General features: G+C 63.3%; 30 protein-coding genes. 21 read left to right on the top strand and 9 right to left on the bottom strand.

Annotated features, from left to right (window positions below):
• Position 1: 1 nt before the first annotated feature.
• The 4 genes from lepB to pyrE form a co-directional block, all read right to left on the bottom strand.
• Positions 2–871 carry a signal peptidase I gene (gene lepB, locus E0473_RS04925; RefSeq protein ID WP_137679695.1) on the bottom strand — a complete coding sequence of 290 codons (870 nt, stop codon included), beginning with the start codon at positions 869–871 and terminating at the stop codon, positions 2–4.
• Positions 868–1,269 carry a holo-ACP synthase gene (gene acpS / locus E0473_RS04920; protein WP_137679694.1) on the bottom strand — a complete coding sequence of 134 codons (402 nt, stop codon included), beginning with the start codon at positions 1,267–1,269 and terminating at the stop codon, positions 868–870. The genes lepB and acpS overlap by 4 nt, the downstream gene beginning before the upstream one ends.
• Positions 1,270–1,339: 70 nt before the next feature.
• On the bottom strand, positions 1,340–2,101 hold the full coding sequence (locus E0473_RS04915) for a pyridoxine 5'-phosphate synthase (RefSeq protein WP_137679693.1): 762 nt from the start codon (positions 2,099–2,101) through the stop codon (positions 1,340–1,342).
• Positions 2,102–2,103: 2 nt separating this feature from the next.
• On the bottom strand, positions 2,104–2,682 hold the full coding sequence (pyrE, locus tag E0473_RS04910) for an orotate phosphoribosyltransferase (RefSeq protein ID WP_137679692.1): 579 nt from the start codon (positions 2,680–2,682) through the stop codon (positions 2,104–2,106).
• Between the two features lie 195 nt (positions 2,683–2,877).
• Between pyrE and coxB the strand changes: the two genes are divergently transcribed.
• The 11 genes from coxB to E0473_RS04860 all read left to right on the top strand — a co-directional run bounded on the left by coxB (position 2,878) and on the right by E0473_RS04860 (position 12,199).
• Complete coding sequence (coxB, locus tag E0473_RS04905; protein WP_241657333.1) at positions 2,878–3,975, top strand: cytochrome c oxidase subunit II; 1,098 nt, start codon at positions 2,878–2,880, stop codon at positions 3,973–3,975.
• Between the two features lie 38 nt (positions 3,976–4,013).
• On the top strand, positions 4,014–5,729 hold the full coding sequence (gene ctaD / locus E0473_RS04900) for a cytochrome c oxidase subunit I (protein ID WP_137679690.1): 1,716 nt from the start codon (positions 4,014–4,016) through the stop codon (positions 5,727–5,729).
• Between the two features lie 73 nt (positions 5,730–5,802).
• Complete coding sequence (locus E0473_RS04895; protein ID WP_137679689.1) at positions 5,803–6,714, top strand: heme o synthase; 912 nt, start codon at positions 5,803–5,805, stop codon at positions 6,712–6,714.
• Positions 6,711–6,839 carry a hypothetical protein gene (locus E0473_RS15720; protein WP_277751507.1) on the top strand — a complete coding sequence of 43 codons (129 nt, stop codon included), beginning with the start codon at positions 6,711–6,713 and terminating at the stop codon, positions 6,837–6,839. Before E0473_RS04895 ends, E0473_RS15720 begins: the two co-directional genes overlap by 4 nt.
• Positions 6,839–7,438 (top strand): cytochrome c oxidase assembly protein, encoded by a 600-nt coding sequence (locus E0473_RS04890; RefSeq protein WP_137679688.1) that lies wholly within the window; start codon positions 6,839–6,841, stop codon positions 7,436–7,438. The genes E0473_RS15720 and E0473_RS04890 overlap by 1 nt, the downstream gene beginning before the upstream one ends.
• A 68-nt stretch (positions 7,439–7,506) precedes the next feature.
• A complete protein-coding gene (locus E0473_RS04885) occupies positions 7,507–8,334 on the top strand; it encodes a cytochrome c oxidase subunit 3 (RefSeq protein WP_137679687.1) in 828 nt (275 codons plus the stop codon).
• Positions 8,335–8,343: 9 nt separating this feature from the next.
• Entirely contained in the window at positions 8,344–8,739 is a 396-nt protein-coding gene (locus E0473_RS04880) for a DUF983 domain-containing protein (protein ID WP_137679686.1), read from the top strand.
• On the top strand, positions 8,736–9,341 hold the full coding sequence (locus tag E0473_RS04875; RefSeq protein WP_241657332.1) for an SURF1 family protein: 606 nt from the start codon (positions 8,736–8,738) through the stop codon (positions 9,339–9,341). The genes E0473_RS04880 and E0473_RS04875 overlap by 4 nt, the downstream gene beginning before the upstream one ends.
• The gene (locus E0473_RS04870) at positions 9,338–9,802 is read left to right on the top strand and encodes a DUF805 domain-containing protein (RefSeq protein WP_137679685.1); all 465 of its coding nucleotides are present in this window, start codon (positions 9,338–9,340) and stop codon (positions 9,800–9,802) included. Before E0473_RS04875 ends, E0473_RS04870 begins: the two co-directional genes overlap by 4 nt.
• 90 nt (positions 9,803–9,892) lie before the next feature.
• Positions 9,893–11,293: a threonine synthase gene (thrC, locus tag E0473_RS04865; RefSeq protein WP_137679684.1), complete on the top strand. Its 1,401-nt coding sequence runs from the start codon at positions 9,893–9,895 to the stop codon at positions 11,291–11,293.
• Between the two features lie 18 nt (positions 11,294–11,311).
• A complete protein-coding gene (locus E0473_RS04860; RefSeq protein WP_137679683.1) occupies positions 11,312–12,199 on the top strand; it encodes a class I SAM-dependent methyltransferase in 888 nt (295 codons plus the stop codon).
• Here the strand turns inward: E0473_RS04860 and E0473_RS04855 are convergent.
• Positions 12,196–12,984 (bottom strand): DUF1499 domain-containing protein, encoded by a 789-nt coding sequence (locus E0473_RS04855; protein WP_161981510.1) that lies wholly within the window; start codon positions 12,982–12,984, stop codon positions 12,196–12,198. The genes E0473_RS04860 and E0473_RS04855 overlap by 4 nt on opposite strands.
• Before the next feature lie 116 nt (positions 12,985–13,100).
• Here E0473_RS04855 and E0473_RS04850 point away from each other — a divergent pair, with 116 nt between their 5' ends.
• From E0473_RS04850 to E0473_RS04830, 5 genes are read left to right on the top strand one after another with little or no spacing between them, the layout of a single operon-like run.
• Entirely contained in the window at positions 13,101–13,472 is a 372-nt protein-coding gene (locus E0473_RS04850; protein WP_137679681.1) for a dihydroneopterin aldolase, read from the top strand.
• The gene (locus E0473_RS04845) at positions 13,469–13,810 is read left to right on the top strand and encodes a Rossmann fold domain-containing protein (RefSeq protein WP_137679680.1); all 342 of its coding nucleotides are present in this window, start codon (positions 13,469–13,471) and stop codon (positions 13,808–13,810) included. The genes E0473_RS04850 and E0473_RS04845 overlap by 4 nt, the downstream gene beginning before the upstream one ends.
• Positions 13,811–13,832: 22 nt before the next feature.
• On the top strand, positions 13,833–14,834 hold the full coding sequence (moaA, locus tag E0473_RS04840; protein WP_137679679.1) for a GTP 3',8-cyclase MoaA: 1,002 nt from the start codon (positions 13,833–13,835) through the stop codon (positions 14,832–14,834).
• On the top strand, positions 14,834–15,076 hold the full coding sequence (locus E0473_RS04835) for a MoaD/ThiS family protein (protein ID WP_137679678.1): 243 nt from the start codon (positions 14,834–14,836) through the stop codon (positions 15,074–15,076). Before moaA ends, E0473_RS04835 begins: the two co-directional genes overlap by 1 nt.
• Before the next feature lies 1 nt (position 15,077).
• On the top strand, positions 15,078–15,527 hold the full coding sequence (locus tag E0473_RS04830; RefSeq protein ID WP_137679677.1) for a molybdenum cofactor biosynthesis protein MoaE: 450 nt from the start codon (positions 15,078–15,080) through the stop codon (positions 15,525–15,527).
• Positions 15,528–15,885: 358 nt separating this feature from the next.
• Here E0473_RS04830 and E0473_RS04825 read toward each other — a convergent pair whose 3' ends face one another.
• The gene (locus E0473_RS04825; RefSeq protein ID WP_137679676.1) at positions 15,886–16,395 is read right to left on the bottom strand and encodes a hypothetical protein; all 510 of its coding nucleotides are present in this window, start codon (positions 16,393–16,395) and stop codon (positions 15,886–15,888) included.
• A 214-nt stretch (positions 16,396–16,609) separates the two neighbouring features.
• Here E0473_RS04825 and rplU point away from each other — a divergent pair, with 214 nt between their 5' ends.
• The 4 genes from rplU (at position 16,610) to E0473_RS04805 (ending at position 18,889) form a co-directional block, all read left to right on the top strand.
• Entirely contained in the window at positions 16,610–17,047 is a 438-nt protein-coding gene (gene rplU / locus E0473_RS04820; protein WP_137679675.1) for a 50S ribosomal protein L21, read from the top strand.
• A 38-nt stretch (positions 17,048–17,085) separates the two neighbouring features.
• On the top strand, positions 17,086–17,355 hold the full coding sequence (gene rpmA, locus E0473_RS04815; protein WP_137679674.1) for a 50S ribosomal protein L27: 270 nt from the start codon (positions 17,086–17,088) through the stop codon (positions 17,353–17,355).
• 187 nt (positions 17,356–17,542) lie between these two features.
• Positions 17,543–18,037 carry a GNAT family N-acetyltransferase gene (locus tag E0473_RS04810; RefSeq protein ID WP_161981509.1) on the top strand — a complete coding sequence of 165 codons (495 nt, stop codon included), beginning with the start codon at positions 17,543–17,545 and terminating at the stop codon, positions 18,035–18,037.
• A gap of 276 nt (positions 18,038–18,313) precedes the next feature.
• A complete protein-coding gene (locus E0473_RS04805) occupies positions 18,314–18,889 on the top strand; it encodes a TetR/AcrR family transcriptional regulator (protein ID WP_241657331.1) in 576 nt (191 codons plus the stop codon).
• Here the strand turns inward: E0473_RS04805 and ygfZ are convergent.
• Complete coding sequence (ygfZ, locus tag E0473_RS04800) at positions 18,886–19,626, bottom strand: CAF17-like 4Fe-4S cluster assembly/insertion protein YgfZ (protein WP_137679671.1); 741 nt, start codon at positions 19,624–19,626, stop codon at positions 18,886–18,888. The two genes, E0473_RS04805 and ygfZ, sit on opposite strands and share 4 nt — an antisense overlap.
• Positions 19,627–19,706: 80 nt before the next feature.
• Between ygfZ and pyrC the strand changes: the two genes are divergently transcribed.
• A complete protein-coding gene (gene pyrC / locus E0473_RS04795; RefSeq protein WP_137679670.1) occupies positions 19,707–20,744 on the top strand; it encodes a dihydroorotase in 1,038 nt (345 codons plus the stop codon).
• Here the strand turns inward: pyrC and rarD are convergent.
• Both rarD and astD read right to left on the bottom strand, forming a co-directional pair.
• Complete coding sequence (gene rarD, locus E0473_RS04790; RefSeq protein WP_137679669.1) at positions 20,741–21,646, bottom strand: EamA family transporter RarD; 906 nt, start codon at positions 21,644–21,646, stop codon at positions 20,741–20,743. The two genes, pyrC and rarD, sit on opposite strands and share 4 nt — an antisense overlap.
• Positions 21,647–21,891: 245 nt before the next feature.
• Complete coding sequence (astD, locus tag E0473_RS04785) at positions 21,892–23,301, bottom strand: succinylglutamate-semialdehyde dehydrogenase (protein WP_421721780.1); 1,410 nt, start codon at positions 23,299–23,301, stop codon at positions 21,892–21,894.
• Positions 23,302–23,372 lie beyond the last annotated feature (71 nt).

The following is a 23,372-nucleotide window of genomic DNA, read 5'->3' as shown; positions in this document are numbered from 1 at the left end:
TTTATTCGTCGTCCTTTTGCGGACGCAGGCTGGTCCAGGCGCGGTCGGGCCGCAGGGCGGAGAACCAGCTCAGCGGATTGTAGCTGGCGCTGCCATCGAGTGAGAACGTGATGAATTCAGCGCGCCCGCCGACATTGGCCAGCGGCACCGGCCCGCCGAGCCCGCTTGCAAAGATCGGCGCGCGGCTGTCGGCAGAATGGTCGCGGTTGTCGCCCATCAGAAACACGTGGCCATCGGGCACGGTCACTTCGGCCATATTGTCCAAGCTCTGGGTCTCGTGGTCGATAATCAGATAGCTCGCACCGTTGGGCAGCGTCTCGCGGTAGGTGGGCGGCTCGTAGACCGTGGTGCCATCTTCCAGTTGCACACGATAGGGGGCGAAGGCGGCCATACAGTCCCTGCCATCGCACTGTCCGTCTTCGTCGGCGGGGAGGCGCACCGGCGGCTCGACCGCCTGCGGCACGGGCTTGCCATTGAGGATGATCTGGCCGTTCACCACCGCAATTCGATCGCCGGGCAAGGCGACCACACGCTTGATATAGTCTTCGGCGTGAGTCGGCGGCACGGCGATAACGATGTCGCCGTATTCGGGCGTGCCCGGCGCGACTCGCCAGGTGGAGCGCGGCAGCAGATGGAAGCTTGCCGAGACCCAGCTCCAACCATAGGGCCACTTGCTTACAACCAGCCTATCGCCCACCAGCAGGTTGGGCATCATCGAGCCAGATGGGATGTAGAACGGCTTGGCGACGAAGGTGTGAAAGGCCAGTACCGCCAGCAACATCAGCGCGAGGCCGCGAATCTCGGCCAGCCAGTTAATCTTCTCTTTCTCGCCGGTCTTGTCGGATGAGGAGGAGGTGGTGGCGTCGCTCATGCGGGAAGGGCCTCAAGTATCACGAAGGCTTGCGCCCATGGATGATCGTCGGTCAGGGTCAAGTGTATCTTTACAAGGTGTCCATCCGGGGTCAGCTGTGCCAGCCGGGCGGCCGCCCCGCCGGAAAGGGCGAGGGTAGGCGCGCCCGAGGGGGCATTCACCACCCCGATATCCTTCATGAACACGCCAGCCTTGAACCCGGTCCCGACCGCTTTCGAAAAAGCTTCCTTGGCGGCGAATCGCTTGGCGTAGGTGCCTGCCTGGGTGTGCGGGCGGCGGGCGGCCTTGGCGTTTTCAATGTCGGTGAAGACGCGGTCGGTGAAACGGGCGCCAAACCGGTCGAGCGAGTTCTGGATGCGCTCGATGTTGCAAAGGTCAGAACCGAGGCCAAAGATCATGGGCAAGCTCCCGAGCCGTCAGCCCGGACGTGATCCAGGGTAGGGCTGTTCAGTCGGTTGGGCGCGCGGCTCACCGCGCGTCGTCCATCAGTTCGCGCATCCGCAGCACGGCGCTTTCCAGACCGCAGAAGATCGCCTCGCCGATCAGGTAGTGCCCGATGTTCAGCTCGGCGAGCTGGGGAATGGCGGCCACCGGCTGCACGTTCTCGTAAGTCAGCCCGTGGCCGGCGTGCGGCTCGATGCCATTCTTCGCGGCAAGCGCAGCCATGTCAGACAAACGCTTCAATTCGCGCGCAACCTTCTCGCTGTCCCCGTCGAGATCGGCATGGGCATATTCGCCCGTATGGAACTCAACCACCGGCGCGCCAAGACGCAAGGCCGCCTCGATCTGGCGCTCGCTCGCCTCGACGAACAGCGAAACGCGGATGCCTGCGTCCATCAAGCGGCTCACGATTGGCGCGAGCTGGTTGTGCAGCCCGGCCGCATCGAGCCCGCCCTCGGTCGTGCGCTCCTCGCGCTTTTCGGGGACGATGCAGGCAGCGTGCGGCTTATGCGCCAGCGCGATGGCCAGCATCTCGTCGGTCGCTGCCATCTCGAAATTGAGCGGCAGGTCGGTCGCGTCCTGAATGCGGCGAATGTCCTCGTCGCGGATATGGCGGCGATCCTCGCGTAGGTGCGCGGTGATCCCGTCGCCGCCGACTCGGGCCACGATCTCGGCCGCGCGGACCGGATCGGGATGGTCGCCGCCGCGCGCGTTGCGGATGGTCGCGACATGATCGATGTTCACGCCAAGCCGCAGCTTGCCCGGATTGTGGACGTTCGACTCGACCATGGTCAGGCGCGGCTCCCCGGCTTGGTGACCGGTATTGCAGCCAGCTCTTCGGGCAGCTCGTCCTCGGCATAGGTCGGGAAGTTCAGCGCCACGAGCGGGAAGAATGGCACGCCAAGATCGGCCTCGCCATTCGAGCGGTCGACCAGCGCCACTTCGGCAACGACCTTGCCGCCTTCTTCACCAACCGCTGCAATCGCTTCGCGGCTGGAAAGGCCCGTGGTCACCACGTCCTCTACCATCAGCACCTTGGCGCCTTTTTCGAGCGCGAATCCGCGGCGCAGGTGGAACTTGCCCTCGGGCCGCTCGAGAAACATCGCGTCTTTCTGCAAGGCGCGGCCCATTTCGTGCCCTATGATAATGCCGCCCATCGCGGGCGAGACCACGGCATCGATGCTCGCGCGCAGGTCGCGTGGAATTTGCTGGGCCAGCGCAATGGCCAGGCGAGCGGCGCGGTCGGGGTTCATCAACACGCGGGCGCATTGCAGATAGTGGGCCGAGTGACGGCCCGACGAGAGGCGGAAGTGCCCCTCAAGCAAGGCGCCGCTGGCGCGGAACTCGGCGAGGACCTCGTCTTGTGTCATGATGGGGGACGTTTCCTGTTTCCTGTGCGAACGATTTGCAACTAGCTCGGTGTTTCCACTGGCGCTCGAAAAATTCCCTAGAAGCGCTTGAGGCATGGGGCAAGCGGGCGTATAGGCGCGCCTTACAGGCCCCATTGAGGGGCAAGAAGGCCTGTGCGCAGGGGCTTGGATTCAGGGTTCGCGCGCTACAAAAGAATGGAAAGCTTCGACGCAATGACTTTCGGCGACATCGCCCGCAAGCCGCTCACCTTCCTGACCATGCTGGTCGCGGCCGTCTCTTTCACCGCTGCTCCGCAAGCTGTCTTTGCGCAGGATCAAACCGTCACCGCGCCGATCGAGGCGCCGGTCGATGCGGCTCCGGCTGACGAATCTGCGCCTGCTGCCGAAGCGGCTGCGCCCGCTTTCGAGCACTATGGCCCGGACATGATCAAGGGTCAGCCGACCCCCGGCGGCATCGGTTTTCAGGATCAGTACACTGCCAACGGCAACTACGCCTTGTGGATGCACGATGCGATCCTGCTGCCGATCAGTGTGGTGATCAGCCTGTTCGTGCTTGGCCTGCTTCTGTGGGTGATCGCGCGATACAATCGCCGTTCGAACACCGTGCCTTCGAAGACCAGCCACAACACGCTGATCGAAATCATCTGGACCGTGATTCCGGTGCTGATCCTCGTGGTGATCGCAGTGCCGTCGATCACGCTGATCTCGCGCCAGTACAAGAGCCCGCCGGAAAACGCGATCACGATCAAGGCCAATGGCTACCAGTGGTACTGGGGCTATGAGTATATCGACAACGGCGGTTTCGAGGTGATCTCGAACATGATGCCGGAAGAAGAAGCGAAGGCCGCTGGCGAACCCAGCCACCTCGCTGTCGACAACCGCATGGTTGTGCCGGTTGGTGTGCCGATCCGTCTGCAGACCTTCGGTGCCGACGTGATCCACTCGTTCGGTATCCCGTCGCTGTGGTTCAAGATCGACGCCGTGCCGGGCCGCATTAACGAGCGCGTGCTAACCATTCAGGAGCCGGGCATCTATTACGGCCAGTGCATGGAGCTGTGCGGTGCGCGTCATGGCTATATGCCGATCGCAATCGAGGCGCGCCCGCTCGAAGAGTTCAACGCCTGGGTGCTGAGCCAGCCGGGTGGTACCACGCCGGAGCTTGAAGCTGCTGCCGCCGCCGCAGAGGCTGCTGCCGCTGAAGCCGCCGCAGGCGAGGGCGATGCCAATGCCAACGAGGCACCGGCTGCCGGCACCGAGGCGGTTGCGCCCGATGCTATCGCGCCGACCATCTGATTATAACGAAACGAATAGCAAGCTAGGGTAGCATCGAAATGGCCACCACCGCAGACACCTTCCAGGCCCATGCCGAAGAGCATCATCACGATGCCGATCACAAGCCGGGCTTTTTCGCGCGTTGGTTCATGTCGACCAACCACAAGGACATCGGCACCCTTTACCTGATCTTCTCGATCATCGCCGGTGTCATCGGTGGCGGCATTTCGGGCATCATGCGTGCCGAACTGGCTGAGCCGGGCCTGCAGGTGCTGGGGCATGTGGTGAACTTCCTTGGCGGCGATGGCGCCAGCTTCGACCAGCAGGGCCACATGTGGAACGTGCTGATCACGGCTCACGGCTTGATCATGGTGTTCTTCATGGTCATGCCTGCGATGATCGGCGGCTTCGGCAACTGGTTCGTGCCGATCATGATCGGCGCGCCCGACATGGCCTTCCCGCGCATGAATAACATTTCGTTCTGGCTGACGGTGGCGGGCTTCTGTTCGCTGCTGTTCTCGCTGTTCGTGCCCGGCGGCACGGGGCTTGGTGCCGGTACGGGCTGGACAGTCTATGCGCCGCTTTCGACGAGCGGGTCCGTAGGGCCGGCGGTCGATTTCGCGATCTTCTCGCTGCACCTTGCCGGTGCCGGGTCGATCCTCGGTGCGACCAACTTCATCACCACCATCTTCAACATGCGCGCGCCGGGCATGACCCTGCACAAGATGCCGCTGTTCGTGTGGTCGGTGCTGGTCACAGCCTTCCTGCTGTTGCTCGCACTGCCGGTTCTGGCCGCAGCGATCACCATGCTGATCACCGACCGTAATTTTGGCACTACCTTCTTCGATCCGGCCGGTGGCGGCGATCCGATCCTCTACCAGCACCTTTTCTGGTTCTTCGGTCACCCCGAAGTGTACATCATGATCCTGCCCGGCTTCGGCATGATTTCGCAGATCATCGCCACCTTCAGCCGCAAGCCTGTGTTCGGCTATCTCGGCATGGCCTACGCCATGGTCGCGATCGGCGTGGTCGGCTTCATCGTGTGGGCGCACCACATGTATACGGTCGGCCTCGACGTGAACACGAAGATGTACTTCACCGCCGCAACCATGGTCATCGCGGTGCCGACCGGCATCAAGATCTTCTCGTGGATCGCGACGATGTGGGGCGGCTCGATCCAGTTCAAGTCGCCGATGGTGTGGGCGATGGGCTTCATCTTCCTGTTCACCGTGGGCGGTGTAACCGGCGTCGTGCTCGCCAATGGCGGCATCGACGACAACCTGCACGACACCTATTACGTGGTTGCTCACTTCCACTATGTGCTGTCGCTGGGTGCGGTGACCTCGATGTTCGCCGGGTTCTACTACTGGTTCCCGAAGATGAGCGGAAAGATGCACTCGGAGTTCCTGTCGCACCTCCAGTTCTGGATCTTCTTCGTTGGCGTGAACATGATCTTCTTCCCGATGCACTTCCTCGGGTTGCAGGGCATGGCGCGCCGTTATCCGGACTTCACCGCGGCCTATGCCGAGTGGAACCACGTGGCCAGCATCGGCTATGCCATCACGCTGGTGTCGGTGGGCGTGTTCTTCGTGAACATCGTCTACGCCTTCGTGGCTGGCAAGAAGGCCCCCAGCAACTACTGGGGCGAGGGCGCCACGACGCTCGAGTGGAGCCTGACCAGCCCGCCGCCGTTCCACCAGTTCGAAACGCTGCCGGTGATCGAGGATCATCACAGCGCGGACGACCATATCTCGACGAAGCCCGCGACTGCCTGAGCCGCGCCTTCTGACTGACGAACAACAGAAGGGGCGCGCCGGGAACGGGGCGCCCTTTCGCCAAGGACCAGATGTGAACACAACCACCGCCACCTTCGCTCCCACGCTTCCGGCCGACTGGCGCGACTTCCTCGCCCTGACCAAGCCGCGGGTGATGAGCCTGGTGGTGTTCACCGGGCTGTGCGGCCTGCTTGCCGCGCCGGGCCATCTCCATCCGGTGCTTGGCTTCACCGCTATCCTGTGCATTGCCATGGGGGCAGGCGGGGCGGCCGTGCTCAACCAGTGGTGGGAAGCCGATATCGATGCGCTGATGAAGCGCACCGCAAACCGGCCACTCCCGGCAGGACGGATGCGCCGCAGCGATGCGCGCGATTTCGGCCTGTTCCTTTGCTTCACCTCGGTGATCCTGATGGGGCTGGCGATCCATCCGCTCGCGGCAGGCGTGCTGGCCTTGTCGATCGTCTATTACTCGGTCGTCTACACCATGTGGCTGAAGCCGCGCACGCCGCAGAACATCGTAATCGGGGGCGGCGCCGGAGCTTTCCCTCCGCTGATCGGGTGGATCGCGGTGACCGGCGAAATCACGCTGATGCCTGTGCTGCTCTTCGCGATCATCTTCACCTGGACCCCGCCGCACTTCTGGGCGCTCGCGCTGTTTGTAAAGACCGATTATGCCAAGGCCGGTATCCCGATGATGCCGGTGGTGGCGGGTGAACGCTCGACCCGTCAGCAGATCCTAGCCTATGCTGTTGTGCTGCTTGGGGTTGCACTTGCCCCCTGGGCTATCGGTGGAACCGGCGCAATTTATGGCATAGCGGCGTTTGCCTTGTCGGCGGCTTTTCTCGTGCTCTCGGCGCGAGTGGCTTTCCGCAGCTCGCAGCCGGGAGATGCAATGAAGCCGGAAAAGCAGCTGTTTGCCTTCTCCGTCCTTTACCTGTTCGCCTTGTTCGCCGCACTGGTGGTTGACAGGATGGTGCTGGCATGACCCCCGAAGAAGAAAAGGAATTCGTCCGTCGCCGCAAGGCGCGCAACGTGGTGATCGCGCTGGGGCTGTTCGGCTTCGTGCTGTTGTTCTACTTCATCACGATCGTTCGGATCGGAGGAAACTGATGTCGCAAACAGCCACTCTCGATACCCGCAACCGGCGCACCATGGTGTTCGCATTTCTGGCGGCGCTCGGGATGCTGGGGCTCGGGTTTGCCTCGGTGCCGCTTTACCGCCTCTTCTGTCAGGTGACGGGCTTTGCCGGAACCACCCAGCGCGCCAGCGATGCCGATGCCGATCTGGCCGAGCGTTTTGCCGCCAGCGCTGGCGGGGCGACCTACTCGATTCGCTTCGATGCCAACACCGAGCGCGATATGCCGTGGGACTTTAAGCCGCTCCAGCGCACCGACACGGTGACCATCGGGCAGCGCGACATGGCGATTTTCGTGGTGCGGAACAATTCGTCGGTGCCGATCACCGGCACCGCGACCTTTAACGTCGAGCCCGAACAGGCCGGCGCCTATTTCAACAAGATCCAGTGCTTCTGCTTCACCGAACAGACGCTCCAGCCGGGGCAGGAAGTGCGTATGCCGGTGCTCTACTATGTGGACGCCAAGGCGCTGGATGATCCGAATATGGACGAAGTGGAACAGATCACCTTGTCCTATACCTTCCATCGCGCTCTCGATCAGGACTCGGCGAGCGAGGGGGAAGGCGAGAGTTAAGGCTCTGGACCGCGGCGCAAGCGCGTTCTAAGGGCAAGTGCAAATCTGCCGATCAGGGAAGACAGACAATGGCCGGTGCCAAGAACCACGATTATCATATCCTGCCGCCTGACATCTGGCCGTTTGCCGGCGCGATGTCCGGGCTGGTGTTCACCAGCGGCATGGTCATGTTCATGCATTCCGACTATTTCACGAACTGGCACCTGGTGCTGGGCCTCGGCATTGCGGGCCTGATCGCCACGTTCTTTGGCTGGTTTTCGAAGATCGTGAACGAAGCGCAGGCGGGCGATCATACCCCCGTGGTGCAGCTGCACATGCGTTATGGCATGATCCTGTTCATCGCCTCTGAGGTGATGTTCTTCGTGGGCTGGTTCTGGTCATGGTTCGACTTTGCGCTGTTCCCCTCGACCATGGCCGAAGTGGTCGACGGCGTCTGGCCGCCGGCCGGGATCGAAGCGGTGATGAACCCGTTCGATCTGCCGCTGCTTAACACGCTGATTCTGCTGTGCTCGGGCACCACGGTTACCTGGGCGCACCACTGCCTGATCCATGGTGACCGCGATGGCCTGAAGAAGGGCCTGTGGCTGACGATCGCGCTCGGCGTGCTGTTCTCGGCCGTGCAGGTTTACGAATATGGCCATGCGCCGTTCGGCTTCGGCGGCAACACCTATAGCTCGGCCTTCTACATGGCCACCGGCTTCCATGGCTTCCACGTGCTGGTGGGTACGATCTTCCTGATTGTTTGCCTCGCCCGCACCTACAAGGGCCACTTTACCCCGCAGCAGCACTTCGGTTTCGAAGCTGCAGCATGGTACTGGCACTTCGTCGACGTAGTCTGGTTGTTCCTGTTCATCGTCGTGTACGTGTGGGGCGGCTGGGGTGCCGAGTATCACTAGGGCCTGTTCGTGACCGACGCTCACGATAGCAAGAAGGGGCAGCCCACCATCGGTGAGGCTGCCCTTTTCGGTTTGTGTCCGCGGTGCGGCGCGAAAAGCCTGTTTGCAGGCCTGACGCGCTTCGCCGACAAGTGCCCCTCCTGTGGGCTGGATTTCTCGCGCTTCAATGTGGGCGACGGGCCGGCGGCCTTCCTGACCATGATCGTGGGTGCGCTGGTGGTGATCGGGGCGCTCTGGCTTCAGCTTTCGTTCGAGCCACCTTGGTGGCTGCACGTGATCCTGTGGGTTCCGCTCACGACCGGCGGAGTGATCCTTGGGCTGCGGCTATGCAAGTCATGGCTGCTGGCGAGCGAGTTTTCGCGCCGGGCCGAAGAGCATCGTCACAAGTACAAGGGCGAGGAATGATTTTCGGCATCCGCCGCTGGCCGATCGTTCCTACACTTGTGGTGCTGCTGGCCGCAGCCATCATGGTGAAGCTGGGCTTTTGGCAGCTTGACCGGATGGAGGAAGAGCAGGCCAAACTCGCGCGCTTCGAACAGGCGGCTGAGCTTTCAGCAGCGGTTGCCTTCCCGAAGGCTGGTTCATCCGATGTCGAACAGGCAGCCTATCGTCGCAGCAGCGTCGATTGTTCTGAGGCAGCGGCCTGGCGCGCCACCGCCGGTCGCAACGCGCAGGACCAGACCGGCTATGTGCAAATTTTGGAGTGCTTGCGCTCTGGCGGTGAGGCCGTCGAGGTTCAGGCGGGCTGGTCGGAGAATCTCGCAGCGCCAGATTGGCAAGGCGGGCCGGTGAGCGGCGTTATCGCGCCAAACCGCGACGGCACAGTGGTCCTCGTTGCCGATCCGCCGTTGGCTGGGCTTGAGGCGAACGCCTTGCCCACGCCCAAAGCCGATCAGCCGAGCAAGAATTTGTCTTATGCGGTGCAGTGGTTCGCCTTCGCGCTCACCGCGCTGGTGATATATGTGCTGGCGTTGCGCCGGCGCGAGCGAGAGAAAGATAAAGTATGAAAATGTGGTGGGGGCAGCGCCTCGGAAGGACCGATCTGGTCTTCGCCGTGGTGACCATCAATGTTGCATGGGCAGCCGCGGTCTATTTCTCGCTCGGCCGAATCCCTTTGATGCTACACGTTGGCACGCGGACAGTCTTTACCCGCTGGGGGACAGAGCCGCCGGTATTGTCAGCGATTAACTTGGCTTTAGATCTGGTGTTTGCCTCGCTTGCTTGGCGCCGCCTGCAGGATGCCAACCTGCCGGGCTGGTACTTGATCGGAGCGCTCGTGGTCTTTTGGCTGATGGCGCTTGTTCCCACCCTTGGGACGGTTTCCGGCCTGGCCGGCCTGCTCGGTCTTGTGGCTCTTCTCATTCTCCCACCAACCGTCGGTCCGAATCGGTTTGGTAAGGACCCGCGCGGATGGAAATCGCCCGAACATCAGGCCGAGCAGAAGGCACGCCTGGCCAAAGGTGAATAATCCTTGCCCGGGCAGCGCTTGGCCAGAGTCATGCATCTTTCGAACGCGGTCCTTGCAGTGCCAATGTGCCAAGGCTAACCGCTCTTTCCGATGAAATACGTCTCCACCCGCGGCAATGCGCCGTCGCTCGATTTCGAGGGCGTGACCCTCGCTGGCCTCGCGTCCGATGGCGGGCTTTACGTGCCCGAAACCTGGCCGCGCTTCAGCGAGGCCCAGATCGCCGATATGGCGGGCCTCTCATATGTCGAGCTGGCCGTAAAGGTCATGCTGCCCTTCGTCACGCCCAGCCTCACCGAGGATGAGCTGCGCGATCTGTGTAGCCGCGCCTATGGCCGGTTCGCGCATCAGGCGGTGACCCCGCTGGTTCAGTTCGATCAGCAACAGTGGCTGCTCGAATTGTTCCACGGCCCGACGCTGGCTTTCAAGGATGTGGCGTTGCAATTGCTCGGTCGCCTGTTCGAGCACTTCCTCGCCAAGCGCGAGGATCACCTCACCATCGTCGGCGCGACCAGCGGGGACACCGGCTCTGCCGCTATCGACGCGGTGGCCGGGCGCGAGCGGGTCGATATCTTCATGCTTCACCCCGATGGCCGGGTGAGCGACGTCCAGCGCCTGCAGATGACCACGGTGCGTGCGCCCAACGTCCACAACATCGCTATCGACGGCAGCTTCGACGACGCGCAGGCGATGGTGAAGCGGATGTTCGTCGACAGCCACATGACCGGGCGTTTCCGCATCAGCGCGGTGAACTCGATCAACTGGGCACGGCTGATGGCGCAGGTGGTCTACTATTTCGCCGCCGCGCTTCAGCTGGGCGCGCCGCAGCGCAAGGTTGCCTTCTCGGTGCCGACGGGCAATTTCGGTGACGTGTTCGCGGGCTATGTCGCAGCGCAGATGGGCCTGCCGATCGAACGGCTGATTGTCGCCACCAATGTGAATGACATCCTTCACCGCGCGCTTTCCAGCGGCGATTATTCGGCGGGCACGGTCACCCCCACCGCCGCTCCCAGCATGGACATTCAGGTTTCGTCGAATTTCGAGCGGCTGCTGTTCGATGTCGGCGGGCGCGATGGCAAGGCTTTGGCCGAGCAGATGGCGGGCTTCGAGAGCAGCAAGGCGATGCAGCTTACCAATGCCCAGCGCCAAGGTGCTGCCGCGCTGTTCACCAGCGCGCGTGCCGATGCCGACGACATGGGGCAGGCGATGGCCTGGGCACACGAGAAGTGCGGACAGGTGATCGATCCGCACACCGCGATTGGGCTCCACGCTGCGCGCACGGCGGGTATCGACCCGGCGGTCCCCGTGGTCACGCTAGCGACAGCACACCCGGCCAAGTTCCGCGATGCGGTGGAGCGCGCGACCGGTATGCGGCCATCGTTGCCGGGCCGGATGGGCGACCTGTTCGAACGGGCCGAGCAATACGACCGCCTGCCGGGCGATTACGATGCCGTGCGCGACTTTATCGAGGCGCACGCAACGCCGAGCTCGTGATGATTCTGAGCATTCCCAATGGCTGATCTCGTCCCCCAACCGACCGTGATGGCGGGCGAGGGCTGGGCCGACTACGGCCTCGTCGACTCGGGCCACGGCCGCAAGCTCGAACGCTATGGCCATTATCGTTTCATCCGCCCCGAGCCGCAGGCCATGTGGGCCCCGCGCCTCGCCGAGTGGAACGCGCACGGCGAATTTGTCCCCGGCTCGGACGAGGACGGCGGTGGACGCTGGCAATTTGCCAAACAGGTGCCCGAAGAAGGCTGGCCGCTCGGTTGGGAAGAGGTCCGCTTCACTGCACAGTGTACGCCGTTCCGCCATCTCGGCTTCTTCCCCGACATGGCTCCGGTGTGGAGCTGGATGCGCGGAATGCTGGATGGCAAACCCGATGCCAGCGCGCTTAACCTGTTCGGCTATACCGGTGTGGGCAGCCTCGCGCTGAGCCAATGCGGGCCAGTCACGCATGTCGATGCGAGCAAAAAGTCGGTCGCCCAGGCACGGGAGAATGCGGCGCTTTCGGGGATGGACGATCGCCCTGTGCGCTGGCTGATCGACGATTGCGCCAAGTTCGTTGCCCGCGAGGTGCGCCGCGAAAACCGCTATGACGGGATCATCCTCGATCCGCCCAAGTTCGGGCGCGGACCGAAGAACGAGACCTGGCGTCTGGAAGAGGGCTTGCCCGGCCTCATCGGCGAATGCCGCCAGTTGCTCGACGCCGACAGCCGCTTTCTCTTCCTCACGGTTTATGCCGTGCGGATGAGTTCACTCGCACTGGCGGGGTTGCTGGCGGAGGCCTTTGCCGGTCTGCCAGGGCGCATCGAATATGGCGAACTGGCGGTGAGCGAGGATGGCCCCGATGGCCGCCTGCTGCCCACCGCCATTTTCGCCCGCTGGGCGAACGATTAGGCCGCCGAGAGATCTTTCATGAAATCGCGGATGCGCTTGGCGTTGTAGCCGAGGTCGCTCACGCCAACGCGGCTGACCGAACGCATATCGACGCGGGTCGATCCGTCCATCACCGGGGTCACGCGCACAACCACATCGTCGCGGAATCGCAAGTAGCCGGCATAGGCGGTTGCTTCGAGCTGCTCCTGGATCGGCTGCTTCTCCGCCACGGTCCACCCGCGCTGCTCCATCAGCACCCGCGCGGCGGCGAGCACTTCGGACGGGCTACGGTCGATCAGGATCGGCTCGATGTCGGAATAAGCCTCGGTGTGGAAGGCGCGCCATTCCTCTTGCGAGAAGGGGCCGGTGCTGACCGGCGCGACATCGAGCGCAACGAACTGCGGCATGTTGTTGAGGTCGGTGCTTACGTCATGGATCGGCGGCGCCTTGCCTGCCGGTAATACCACCTGCGTGTACATCACCAGCACCAGCCCTGCGCTCAACACCAGCGCGAGGCCCGCCTTCCAGCGTTTGCCGCCACCACCCTTGACGACGAAACCGATAATGACTGCCAGCAGCGCCACGATGGCAATCACGCCGGCCGGCCACATCATCATCATGAAAGCGCGGAAGCCGGAGACCTTGTCGATAATGTCATAACGCGCGAGCGTAAGGCCGCCGAGCGCGATGAGGATGGCAAGCAGTGCGCCGCCCAATGCAAAGGCGCCGAGCACGCGTGCGATCTTTGCGGCCATCGAAGGCGTGCTCGGGGGCGTGTCGGTTTCGTATGCGGTCGTCTCGTTCATCGCTGTGGTCCCCTCGATTGGCCGGTGCATGAGAAAGCTCATACCTGCGCGGCTGCGTCAACGATACAAACACCGGGGAGCTTGCCAAGGTTCCGCACTGGTGCCATGCGCGCGCCATGGCAGACAGCCTTACTCTCGAACTGGCCGACTTTGAACACGATGTCCACACGGGCATCTACTCGGAGGAGACCGGCCGCCCGCAGCCGCTGCGCTTCACGGTGCAGGTGCGTTTCCGGTGCCCGCCTGAGCGCTTCGTCCCCGAAACGCCGCTGAGCGCGAGCAAGAACTACATGGATCTGAAGTTCGCCTGCTCCGACGCGCTGGGTGACACGCATTACCAGTTGATCGAGGCCGTAGCCGATCACGTTTGCGAAACGCTGTTCCTGCAGGATGAGCGCGTGGAGGCGGTGACGGTCAAGATCGTGAAGCTGGCGCTTAGCGAGGCGGACGAGAAAATCGGCATCACGCTTCACCGCGACCGGCGATGACCGCAAGTCCAGACGGACCGGCGATCGTTGAAGCGCGGGATTTGCCGGAGAGCGCGCTCGATGCGGCGGCGCAATTTCATGCCAGCCTCGTTCCGGTGGTGCGCGAACAGGCGCAGCAGCACCCGCTGGTCGTAATCGACTTCGCCGCTGCCGACCATACTCACACAAGCTGGCGGCAGGCGGTGGTCGGACAGCTTGCGCGCGAACTGGCGCCGGTGCGGGTGAACGCCATGGCCAGCGCGGCCAGGGCGCAGGAGGCGAGGGCGCAGGCGCTTGAGTACCTCATCCGCGCGCCGGGCGTTACGGGGCAAGTGCTCAGCTTGGATGGCAATCGCTGAGAAAATAGCTAAGTAGGGGGCAATGTCCTGCAGCCAGCCCTTGGTCGACGCCTTCCAGCGCCGCATCTCCTACCTTCGCCTGTCGGTGACGGACCGGTGCGACCTGCGTTGCACCTATTGTATGCCCGAAGCGATGCAATTCCTGCCCAAGAAGGACGTGCTGAGCCTCGAAGAGCTGCACAAGCTTTCGCTTGGCATGATCGACCGCGGCATCACAAAGATCCGCCTCACCGGGGGTGAGCCGCTGGTGAGGCGCGATGTGATCGAGCTGATTCGCGCGCTCGGCCGCAAGATCGGAGACGGGCTTGACGAACTCACGCTGACCACCAACGGCACCCGGCTTGAAGAGTTCGCCGAGGATCTGTTCGCCGCCGGCGTCCGCCGCATCAATGTCAGCCTCGATACGATGGACAGCGCGCTGTTCGAGCAGCTGTCGCGGCGCGACCGGCTGGTCAAGGTGCTGCGCGGGATTTCGGCAGCGCAAGAGGCCGGGCTGAAGGTCAAGCTCAACACCGTGGCGCTGAAGGGCCTCAATGAGGAGGAAATTCCTTTCCTCGTCGAATGGGCTCATGCGCGCGGGGCCGATATGACTCTGATCGAGATCATGCCGCTGGGCGAGATCGAGGGCGAGCGTTCAGATCATTACCTACCATTGCCTGTCGTGCGCGACCGGCTCGAACAGCGCTGGACGCTGACTGACATTGCCGATTCGACTGGCGGCCCGGCGCGCTATGTCCGCGTCGAGGAGACCGGCGGCAGGCTCGGTTTCATCACTCCGCTGACCAACAATTTCTGCGCCTCTTGCAACCGCATCCGCATCACCGCCACCGGTCAGCTCTATGCCTGCCTCGGCGGCGCGGAAATGGTCGACCTGCGCGCGGCTTTGCGATCCGATGCGCCCGACGCGCGGCTGGCCGAAGCGCTTGACGAGGCTATGCGTATAAAGCCTGAGAAGCATCACTTCCGCATCGAGCAGGGCAGCGGCCCGGCGCAGCCGCGGCATATGTCGGTTACGGGCGGCTGATGGCGGTAAAGCTCGTTTTTCTCGGCAAGTTGGCCGACCTTGCGGGTTCGCCCGAGCGCGATGTCGCCGGTCCGCTTGACTGGGACGGGCTGCTTTCAGCGCTCGGTCCGCAGCTTGCGGCGCAGGTACAGGGCGACAAGGTCAAGCTCGCGCTGGATGGCGTGCTGGTAGCCGACAAGGCTGCGCTTGCCGCGCCTGATGGCAGCGAGATCGCGCTGCTCCCGCCCGTATCCGGGGGCTGATATGGCAATCCACGTCCATCTCGTCGATCAGCCGTTCAACCCCGGTGCCTTGCTCGGGCCGTTCACCAATGCCCATCCGGGCTACGGTGGCCTTGCGAGCTTCATCGGAGCCGTGCGCGCCGACGATGATGTGCGCGCGCTCGAACTGCTGCACTACGAGAAAATGACCCGCCCGGGTATGGCGGCACTGGCCGAAGAGGCTGCGCATCGCTTCGAATTGCTGGGCCTGTTGGTAATGCACCGCCACGGCGTGATGGAGCCGGGCGAGCCGATCGTGATGGTGGCGGCCTGCGCCATGCATCGGCGCGGCGCCATCGGTGCGGTCGATTATTGCATGGATCACCTGAAATCCGACAGCTGGTTCTGGAAGCGCGAGCAGCGCGCCGATGGCTGGCACTGGATCGAGCCGCGCGAAGAAGATCATTCGGATCTCGCCCGCTGGAGCAAATGATCGCATCGATTTGACCGCGATCAAGGATGGCCGGCAGCTATAGCGCCACATCGGTTCTCGTAATGAAAGAGCCGAGCGGATGGCGAGAGCAGGCGGATCAATGGCAGTATCGGTCACCAGTGCACCCGTTCAGTCGATCGGCCCTTGCACAGTCATGCCTGGTCGCGTGTGTGGCCGGGATTCACGAGTTCAGGACTACGTTCTCCCAGTCCTGATCATTCTCTGGGCGCTGGGCTCGGCCGCGATAGCTGCTCTGGCTTAGGGGCATTGCCATCAGCAGCTGCCATATGGGCACAGCAATCCAGAGTTGCGCGGGGCCACGAGGGCGGCCCCGCGCATTTTTCTTTGCCATGACGCGCTAGGAGGCCAGTTCGGCCGAAAGTTCGGACAGGACTGCGTCCTGGGCGGCCACCATGCCGGCGGCCTCGCTGCGTGCTTCGCCAATCGTCTCGGTCGATTCGCCCGACGTGCTGGCGGCAATGAAAAGGCGGTCTAGGTCGGCCAGGGCTACCATCGCGCGGCTGCGCTGCGTACTAAGGCCCGCCAGTGCCACTTCCGCCAGCGCCCAGGCATCACTGCCCGCGTTGGCCCTGCGTGCTGCGGCCACGCGCGAGCGAACGGCGCTTTCTCCCGCAAGAAAGGCGTTATGCGCGCTACGCACGGATTTGACCAGATCCTCGGCCTGCGACAGCGTCGGTTCGGCCGGGCTGGGAGGAGGGGCAGGGATGGTTTGCGGCGGGGTTATCACCATGTCGACCCGCTCGATCTCGCGCTGGGCGAGCGAGGGGTAGTCGCCCGGAGGCGTGGCGCAGGCCCCAAGGGCAAGCGGCGCGGCCCCGACGAAAAGCATGGCGATTCTGATTATCATGGGACCATTGCACTAGCCTGAGCCGAGACGCCTTTCCAGCCCGGCAATTTTTGCCCTTCTCTGCGCTGTCGGCATTGACTCGTTGTAGACCATCGCCTAACGGCAGCGCTCTTGCGGTGCCCAAGAGGCGCCCTTTTTTGTTGTTTGCGCGGGAATGGGTCATAATGGCTCGGCTCTGGCAAGGACGACACCAGATGAAACGGATTATAGCACCATGTTCGCAGTAGTGCGCACGGGCGGCAAGCAGTATCGCGTCGCCGAAGGAGACAAGATCGCGGTTGAGAAGCTGGCGGGTGAAGCCGGCGACAAGATCGTGCTGGACGATATTCTGCTCGCCGGCGAGGGCGAGAGCCTGGCCGACGTCGGGAAGGTCACGGTTTCGGCCGAGATCATCGCCCAGGCCAAGAGCGAGAAGGTGATCGTTTTCAAGAAGCGTCGCCGTCACAACTATCGTCGCAAGAACGGCCATCGCCAGCAGATGACTTTGCTGCGCATCGTCGGCGTGGGCGAGGGCAAGTCGGCCGCGAAGAAGAGCGCGGCCAAGGCCGATGCTCCGGCGAAAGACACCTCGGAAGCCAAGGCTGCGCCCAAGGCTCGCAAGGCTGCGCCCGCCAAGGACGCCGCGCCTGCCGCCAAGGCCGATAAGGAATAAGCCCGGCACGCCCGGCTCAGGATTACGGAGAAGACACAATGGCACATAAGAAAGCTGGCGGCTCGTCGCGCAACGGTCGCGATTCAGAAAGCAAGCGTCTTGGCGTCAAGAAGTTCGGCGGGCAGCACGTGCTCGGCGGCAACATTCTCGTGCGTCAGCGCGGAACCCGTTGCTATCCGGGCGCCAATGTCGGCATCGGCCGCGATCATACGCTGTTTGCCATGGCTGAAGGCGTCGTGCGCTTTCACGACGGCAAGCTCGGCCGCAAGTATGTATCGGTCGACGTCGCGGCAGAAGCTGCCGAATAACGGATGGTGATAGCGGGCCATCCACCGGGATGGCCCCAGCCGGGCGGCGAATAGCCCGGCACTGGAAGGAGATGGGGCCGCCCCGTCTCCTTTTTTGCGTTTCTCCTTCTACCCGCTGCCCGCTGGAGGTCTGGGCTGCGGACTGAGTGGAAGGGAAATGTACATGTTCATACGAAGCGAGCGGCTGATGCTGCGACCGATCTTCCCCGAGGACTGGCGCGAGCTTTTCGCCAGCATCGCAGATAAGCGTGTGGTGCGGATGCTCGCCAGCGCGCCCTGGCCCTATACCGTCGAGGATGCGCGCAGCTTCTGCGACCAGCCGCGTCGAGCTGACGAGATGCTGTTCGCCATCACCCTGCCGGGTGAAGACGGCGCGCCGTTGATCGGCACGATCGGGCTTGCGCCCGCCGAGCCCGAAACTGCCCATGAATTGGGATACTGGATAGCACCTAGTCATCAGCGCCGGGGTTATGGCAGCGAGGCGGTGGGCGCAGTGCTGGCCACGGCACGAGCTCTTGGTGTGTCCGAGGCCACGGCCGGTCACTTCGTTGACAATCCTGTTTCTGGCAAAGTGTTGCAAAAATGGGGGTTTCAGCGTGAATCAAAGCTCGCACAGACGGCCAGCGCTGGACGTGGCGGACAAACTGTGCCGACCCAGCGTTATCGTCTGACCATAGCCTAGCCGCTGGGCCACTCTTTTCGATTTAAGCTTACAAAATTGTCAGCATTAACTTATGATTACTTTCCACTTTGAATACATGTATCAATCGGATACGGTGCATTTCTAATAGCCCGAAGGGTCGCACTATTAGCTTGAGAGGCCACACTATTATCGTGGGTTCGCAACTAATACCCTGAGGGGTCGCACTATTAGCCTGAAGGGGCGCGCAAGCGTCTGGAGGGTCGCAAAACCGGCTAGGGTATTGTGAGGATACATGTGAGTGTAGGCCGTCGGCGCTTGAGCGCTCAGGAAAGTCGGTTAGCTGCTTTGGAAGCGGCGCGCAGTTTGCTTCTGGACGAAGGTCCACATGCTGTGACGCTGAAGGCAGTGGCCGTGCGGATCAACCGCACCCATGCAAATCTGCTGCACCATTTCGGTTCAGCAGGGGGCCTGCAGCTGGCTCTTGCCAACCATTTAGCGACCGCGATCTGCGACGACATGGCCGAGGCGACACGATTTTTGCCGTCGCGTGATATTGATGTGCACAGGTTGGTTGATCTTGTGTTCGATACGTTCGGATCGAAAGCCGCCGGTGCGCTGGCCTCTTGGATGGTTTGCACCGGGATCAGCGGCGCGCTCGATCCGATCCTGGAGGCCGTGCAGGAGCTGATCGATCGCTCTATGCCTGAGAGAGCCTCGAGCGCCGCCGAGGAAGAGCGGCGCGAGCTGACCTATTCGCTGGTGCTGATGGCGCTGGGCAAGTCGCTGATGGGCGCCGAGCTGACCGGCTCGCTGCGCGTCAAGGATGATGCGGCGCGGCGCTGTGGCGAAGATCTGCTCAGCTTTGCCCGCGAGCGTATGATAGCGTCCTAAACGCCTGACCCAAGCGGCAGCCAGGCCGGTGCCAGATCCTGCGCTATATCGTCGACCCGAAGGTGATCGACGGCATAGCCAAGATCGGAGTGTGCCACCTTCCGGCGTTTTTCTTCAGAGCGATCAAGCGGGACCACCACCAGCCGCCGGTTGACCTTCTGACGCCAGTTCATCCGGGCGGTGTTTTCCTGCCCGACGTAGCAGCCTTTGGTGAAGCTCACCCCATTAAGCTCAATGGCGTTGGTTTCGAGCCAGAGCACATCACCCAGTTCGTCGCGACCTTCAGCCACCCCGCAGGCGAGGCGATGGGCGAGCCAGTCGGCATCGCCTGTTTCCGCCCCCTCGCTCGCGGCCGGGCCAAGGCCACGCCAGCCAAGCAGCGCGAGGCGCGGGTCGGGCGCTGCCGCCGCTCCCTCAGCCGAATCGGGTGACCACCAGACGCCCACAGCTGGATCGCGCGCAATCGCGATCTTGCGGCGCAGACGATAAAGCGACAGCCGCTTTACCAGTTCGTCGGCATGGTCGGCTTCGCAATCGAGCAAGAGATCGACTCCATCGCGCCAGACGAGGAAATCGAACATGGTCTTTCCCTGCGCTGAAAGCAGCGCGGCATAGACGGGCAGATCGCCGCTCACGTCATTGGTGACGAGGCCTTGCAGAAATTTGACGACGTCCTCCCCGGTGTCTTGCGGAGAGAGACGAATTACGGCGCGGCGGGCGAGGGGCAGGGCAGTCATGCCCCTAAGGTGGGAGCCAGCGGCGCTGCGTGCAAGCGGGAGGGCTGTTCGTTCGGCGCTCGCTGTGGCAGAGCGCGCGCATGACCGACACCATCACGATCCCCCGTCCCGACGATTGGCACCTGCACTTGCGCGATGGCGCGGTGATGGAGGGCGTGCTGCCCTATACCGCGCGTCAGTTTGGCCGGGCGATCATCATGCCCAACCTCGTGCCGCCTGTGACCACAAGCGCTGCCGCCGCTGCCTACCGCGACCGGATCGTGGCGGCACTTCCCGACCGCGCGCAGTTCAAACCGCTGATGACGGCCTATCTCACCGACCATACCGACCCCGGCGATATCCGCGCCGGCTTCGAGGCTGGTGTCTTCACCGCAGCCAAGCTTTATCCTGCCGGGGCCACGACCAATTCGGCCTCGGGCGTGACCGACATCGCCAACGTGCGCAGGGTGCTCGAAACCATGGCCGAGATCGGGATGGTGTTCTGCGTCCATGGCGAAGTTACCCACGCCGAGATCGACATCTTCGACCGTGAAGCCGTGTTCATCGAACGCACGCTCGCGCCGTTGGTGCGCGATTTGCCCGAATTGAAGGTGGTGTTCGAGCACATCACTACCGAGGAAGCCGCCGACTTTGTCGCGGAATCAGGCCCTAATGTTGCCGCGACGATCACGCCGCAGCACCTCCATATCAACCGTAACGCCATGCTGGTGGGCGGGATCAGGCCCCATGCCTATTGCCTGCCCGTCGCCAAGCGCGAGCATCACCGGCTCAGCCTGCGCCGCCTCGCCACCTCGGGCAACGCGCGTGTCTTCCTCGGCACCGACAGCGCACCGCATGCGCGCGAGGCTAAGGAAAACGCCTGCGGCTGCGCGGGCATCTTCAACGCGCCCTATGCGCTCGAAAGCTATGCCACCGTGTTCGACGAGGAAAACGCGCTCGACACATTCGAGGCCTTCGCCAGCCGCAACGGCCCGGCTTTTTACGGCCTTCCGGTGAGCGAGGATACGGTCACGCTGGTGCGCGAAGACCAGCAGGTGCCGGCTGCGCTCGAACTGGCGGGCACGCACTATGTGCCGTTCCATGCAGGCGAAACGCTGGGCTGGAAACTCGCCGGTTAGACTTGGCGGGTGGCAGGGCGGCGCGACGACTGGATCAGATCCCAGATGAACAGCGCCGCCGCCGCCCAGATTGCGACGAAGCACGCAAGTTGCGCGGGGTGCAGCTCCTCGCCGAACACCAGCAGACCCAGCAGGAATACAATGGTGGGCGAAACGAATTGGAGAAAGCCCATCACCGTGTAAGGCATGGCCCGCGCGGCAGTGGCAAACAGCAACAGCGGAACGGCTGTCATCGGGCCGCCCATCACGATGCCGAAGGTCTCCAGCGTGTCGCGGCCCAGGGCCAGCCCCGGCCCTGCCTTTGCGCTCCAGACAAGAAAGCCGATCGCAAGCGGAGCCAGCACCATCGATTCGACCACCAGGCCCACTACCGGCCCTGCCGCCACCGTCTTGCGTAGCAGGCCATAGGTGCCGAAACTGAGAGCGAGGGTGAGGCTCACCCACAGCGTCGTCAGCGCGCCCGCAGCCAGCGCTGCGACCCCAAGCGCAGCAAGCGCCACAGCAGCCCACTGCCGCTTGGTCAGCCTCTCGCCGAGAAACACCAACCCCAGCAGCATCATCGTCAGCGGCAGGATGTAATAGCCAAGGCTGGCGGCATAGACATGGTCGGTCTGGATCGCCCAGACATAGAGGCACCAGTTCACCGCAATCAGCCCGGCGCTCGCCGCAAGTGTGAGCATGGTTCGCCCGTTACGTAGCACTGCGGAAAGCTCGCCCAGGTTGCTGCGAACAGCGATGATCGCAAGGCATAGCGGCAAGGTGAACAGCGTGCGCCAGGCGACATATTCGAACACCGGCACCTCATGCACCAGCATGAGGTATATCGGCATCGAACCCCAGATCGCATGGGCGCCAAGGGCGAAGGTGAGCGCGCGTCTGCTGCCGAGGGTCGCTTGGGTCATTACGCAGGGCGGTAAGCTCGCGAGATGCATCCGGCAAGCTTGGCTGGTCGTTGCCGCCGGTTCAGCTAGCCAGCGCTAGAAAGGTTGCGAATCGAGATGCAATTAGTCTCGATTGCTAATGGCGCGCCGCGTGTTCCCCTGTCTCGCGGCGCGGCAGCGGGTCTTCCAGGTCGGGACTGCGGAAGGCATCGCCGGGGCGCTCGCGGTTCAGGAATGCGCGCGGGCGCCCTGATAGGGGACTTTGATCAGACTTCGCGAAAACCGACGCCCACGCTCGCGCGCGGCTGTTCCATCTCGGTGCTGGTGACGGGGTAGGCGCAATAGTCGGCGGCGTAGAAAGCCGCTGGGCGGTGATTGCCCGAAAAGCCGATTCCGCCAAACGGCGCGGCTGAGGATGCCCCGTTTGTGGGCCGGTTCCAGTTCACGATGCCAGCGCGGATATTGGCCCAGAAGCGATTGTACTGCGCCGGATCGCCGCCCAGCAGCGATGCTGAAAGGCCGAACCGCGTGTTGTTCGCCTCCGCAATCGCCGCATCGAAATCGTCCACCCGCACCACTTGCAACAGCGGCCCGAACAGCTCGACATCGGGCCGCTCGGCCATGTCGGTCACATCGACCAGCGCAGGGGTCACGAAGGGCAGGCCCTCGCGCGGGCGGCGCATATGCGAGATGGCCTTGCCGCCGTTCGATATCAGATAGAGGAAGCTTTCGGTCAGCTGGTCGGCGGTGCGCATGTCGATCACCGGGCCCATGAACGGCTGCGGATCGTCGAACGGCGCACCGATCACGATCCGGTCGGTGAGCGCCTTCACCGCGCCGATCACGTCGTCGTACATATCGTTTTTCACGATCAGGCGGCGCGCGGCGGTGCAGCGCTGGCCGGCGGTGGTGAAAGCGCTTTGCACGATCAGCGCGGCAACGTCATCGATCTTGGGCGTATCCCACACCACGAGCGGATTGTTGCCGCCCATCTCGAGCGCGACGATCTTGCCAGGATCGGTCGCCAGCTTCCGGTTGATCGCGATGCCGACCTGCGCCGAGCCGGTGAACAGCACCCCATCGACATCGGGGTGCGCCACCAGTGCCTTGCCTTCCTCCGGCCCGCCGATCAGCAGTTGCACAAGGTCTTGCGGCACACCGGCGCGCACGAAGAACGACAGCAGCTTTTCGCCGACGGCCGGCGTCTTTTCGCTCGGCTTGAGAATCACGGCGTTGCCCGCGATCAGCGCGGGGATGATGTGGCCGTTCGGCAGGTGCGCAGGGAAATTGTAGGGGCCGAGCACGGCCATCACTCCGTGCGGCTTATGGCGCAGCGCAGCCGAGCCTTGCAGCGCGCTGTCGAGCTTGCGCTGGCCGGTGCGCTCGGCATAGGCGCGGACAGAGATTTCGACCTTCGCCATAACCGCCTCGACCTCGGTGCGCGCTTCCCACAGAGGCTTGCCGGTTTCGCGTGCGATCAGCTCGGCGAACTCCTCCTGCTCCTTGCGCACCTCGTTGGCGAAGCGGCGTATCCGCTCGATCCGCGTGGCAAGCGGCTGCGAGGCCCAGGCGGGCCAGGCGCTGCGCGCGCGGGCGACCAGTTCGTCGACATTGCCGTGCGGCGCGCGCCAAAGTTCGGCACCGGTGGCCGGTTCACAGGAGATCAGTTGCGACACGTCGGACAAGGTTGGATTTCCTTCGGACTTGGTTTCATTTGTTCCTTAAGGCCACATTCGCCAACACGCAA

The sequence above is a fragment of the Aurantiacibacter suaedae genome, assembly GCF_005434915.1.
GTDB classification, from domain to species: domain Bacteria; phylum Pseudomonadota; class Alphaproteobacteria; order Sphingomonadales; family Sphingomonadaceae; genus Alteraurantiacibacter; species Alteraurantiacibacter suaedae.
This window is presented reverse-complemented; position numbering and strand designations above follow the sequence as displayed.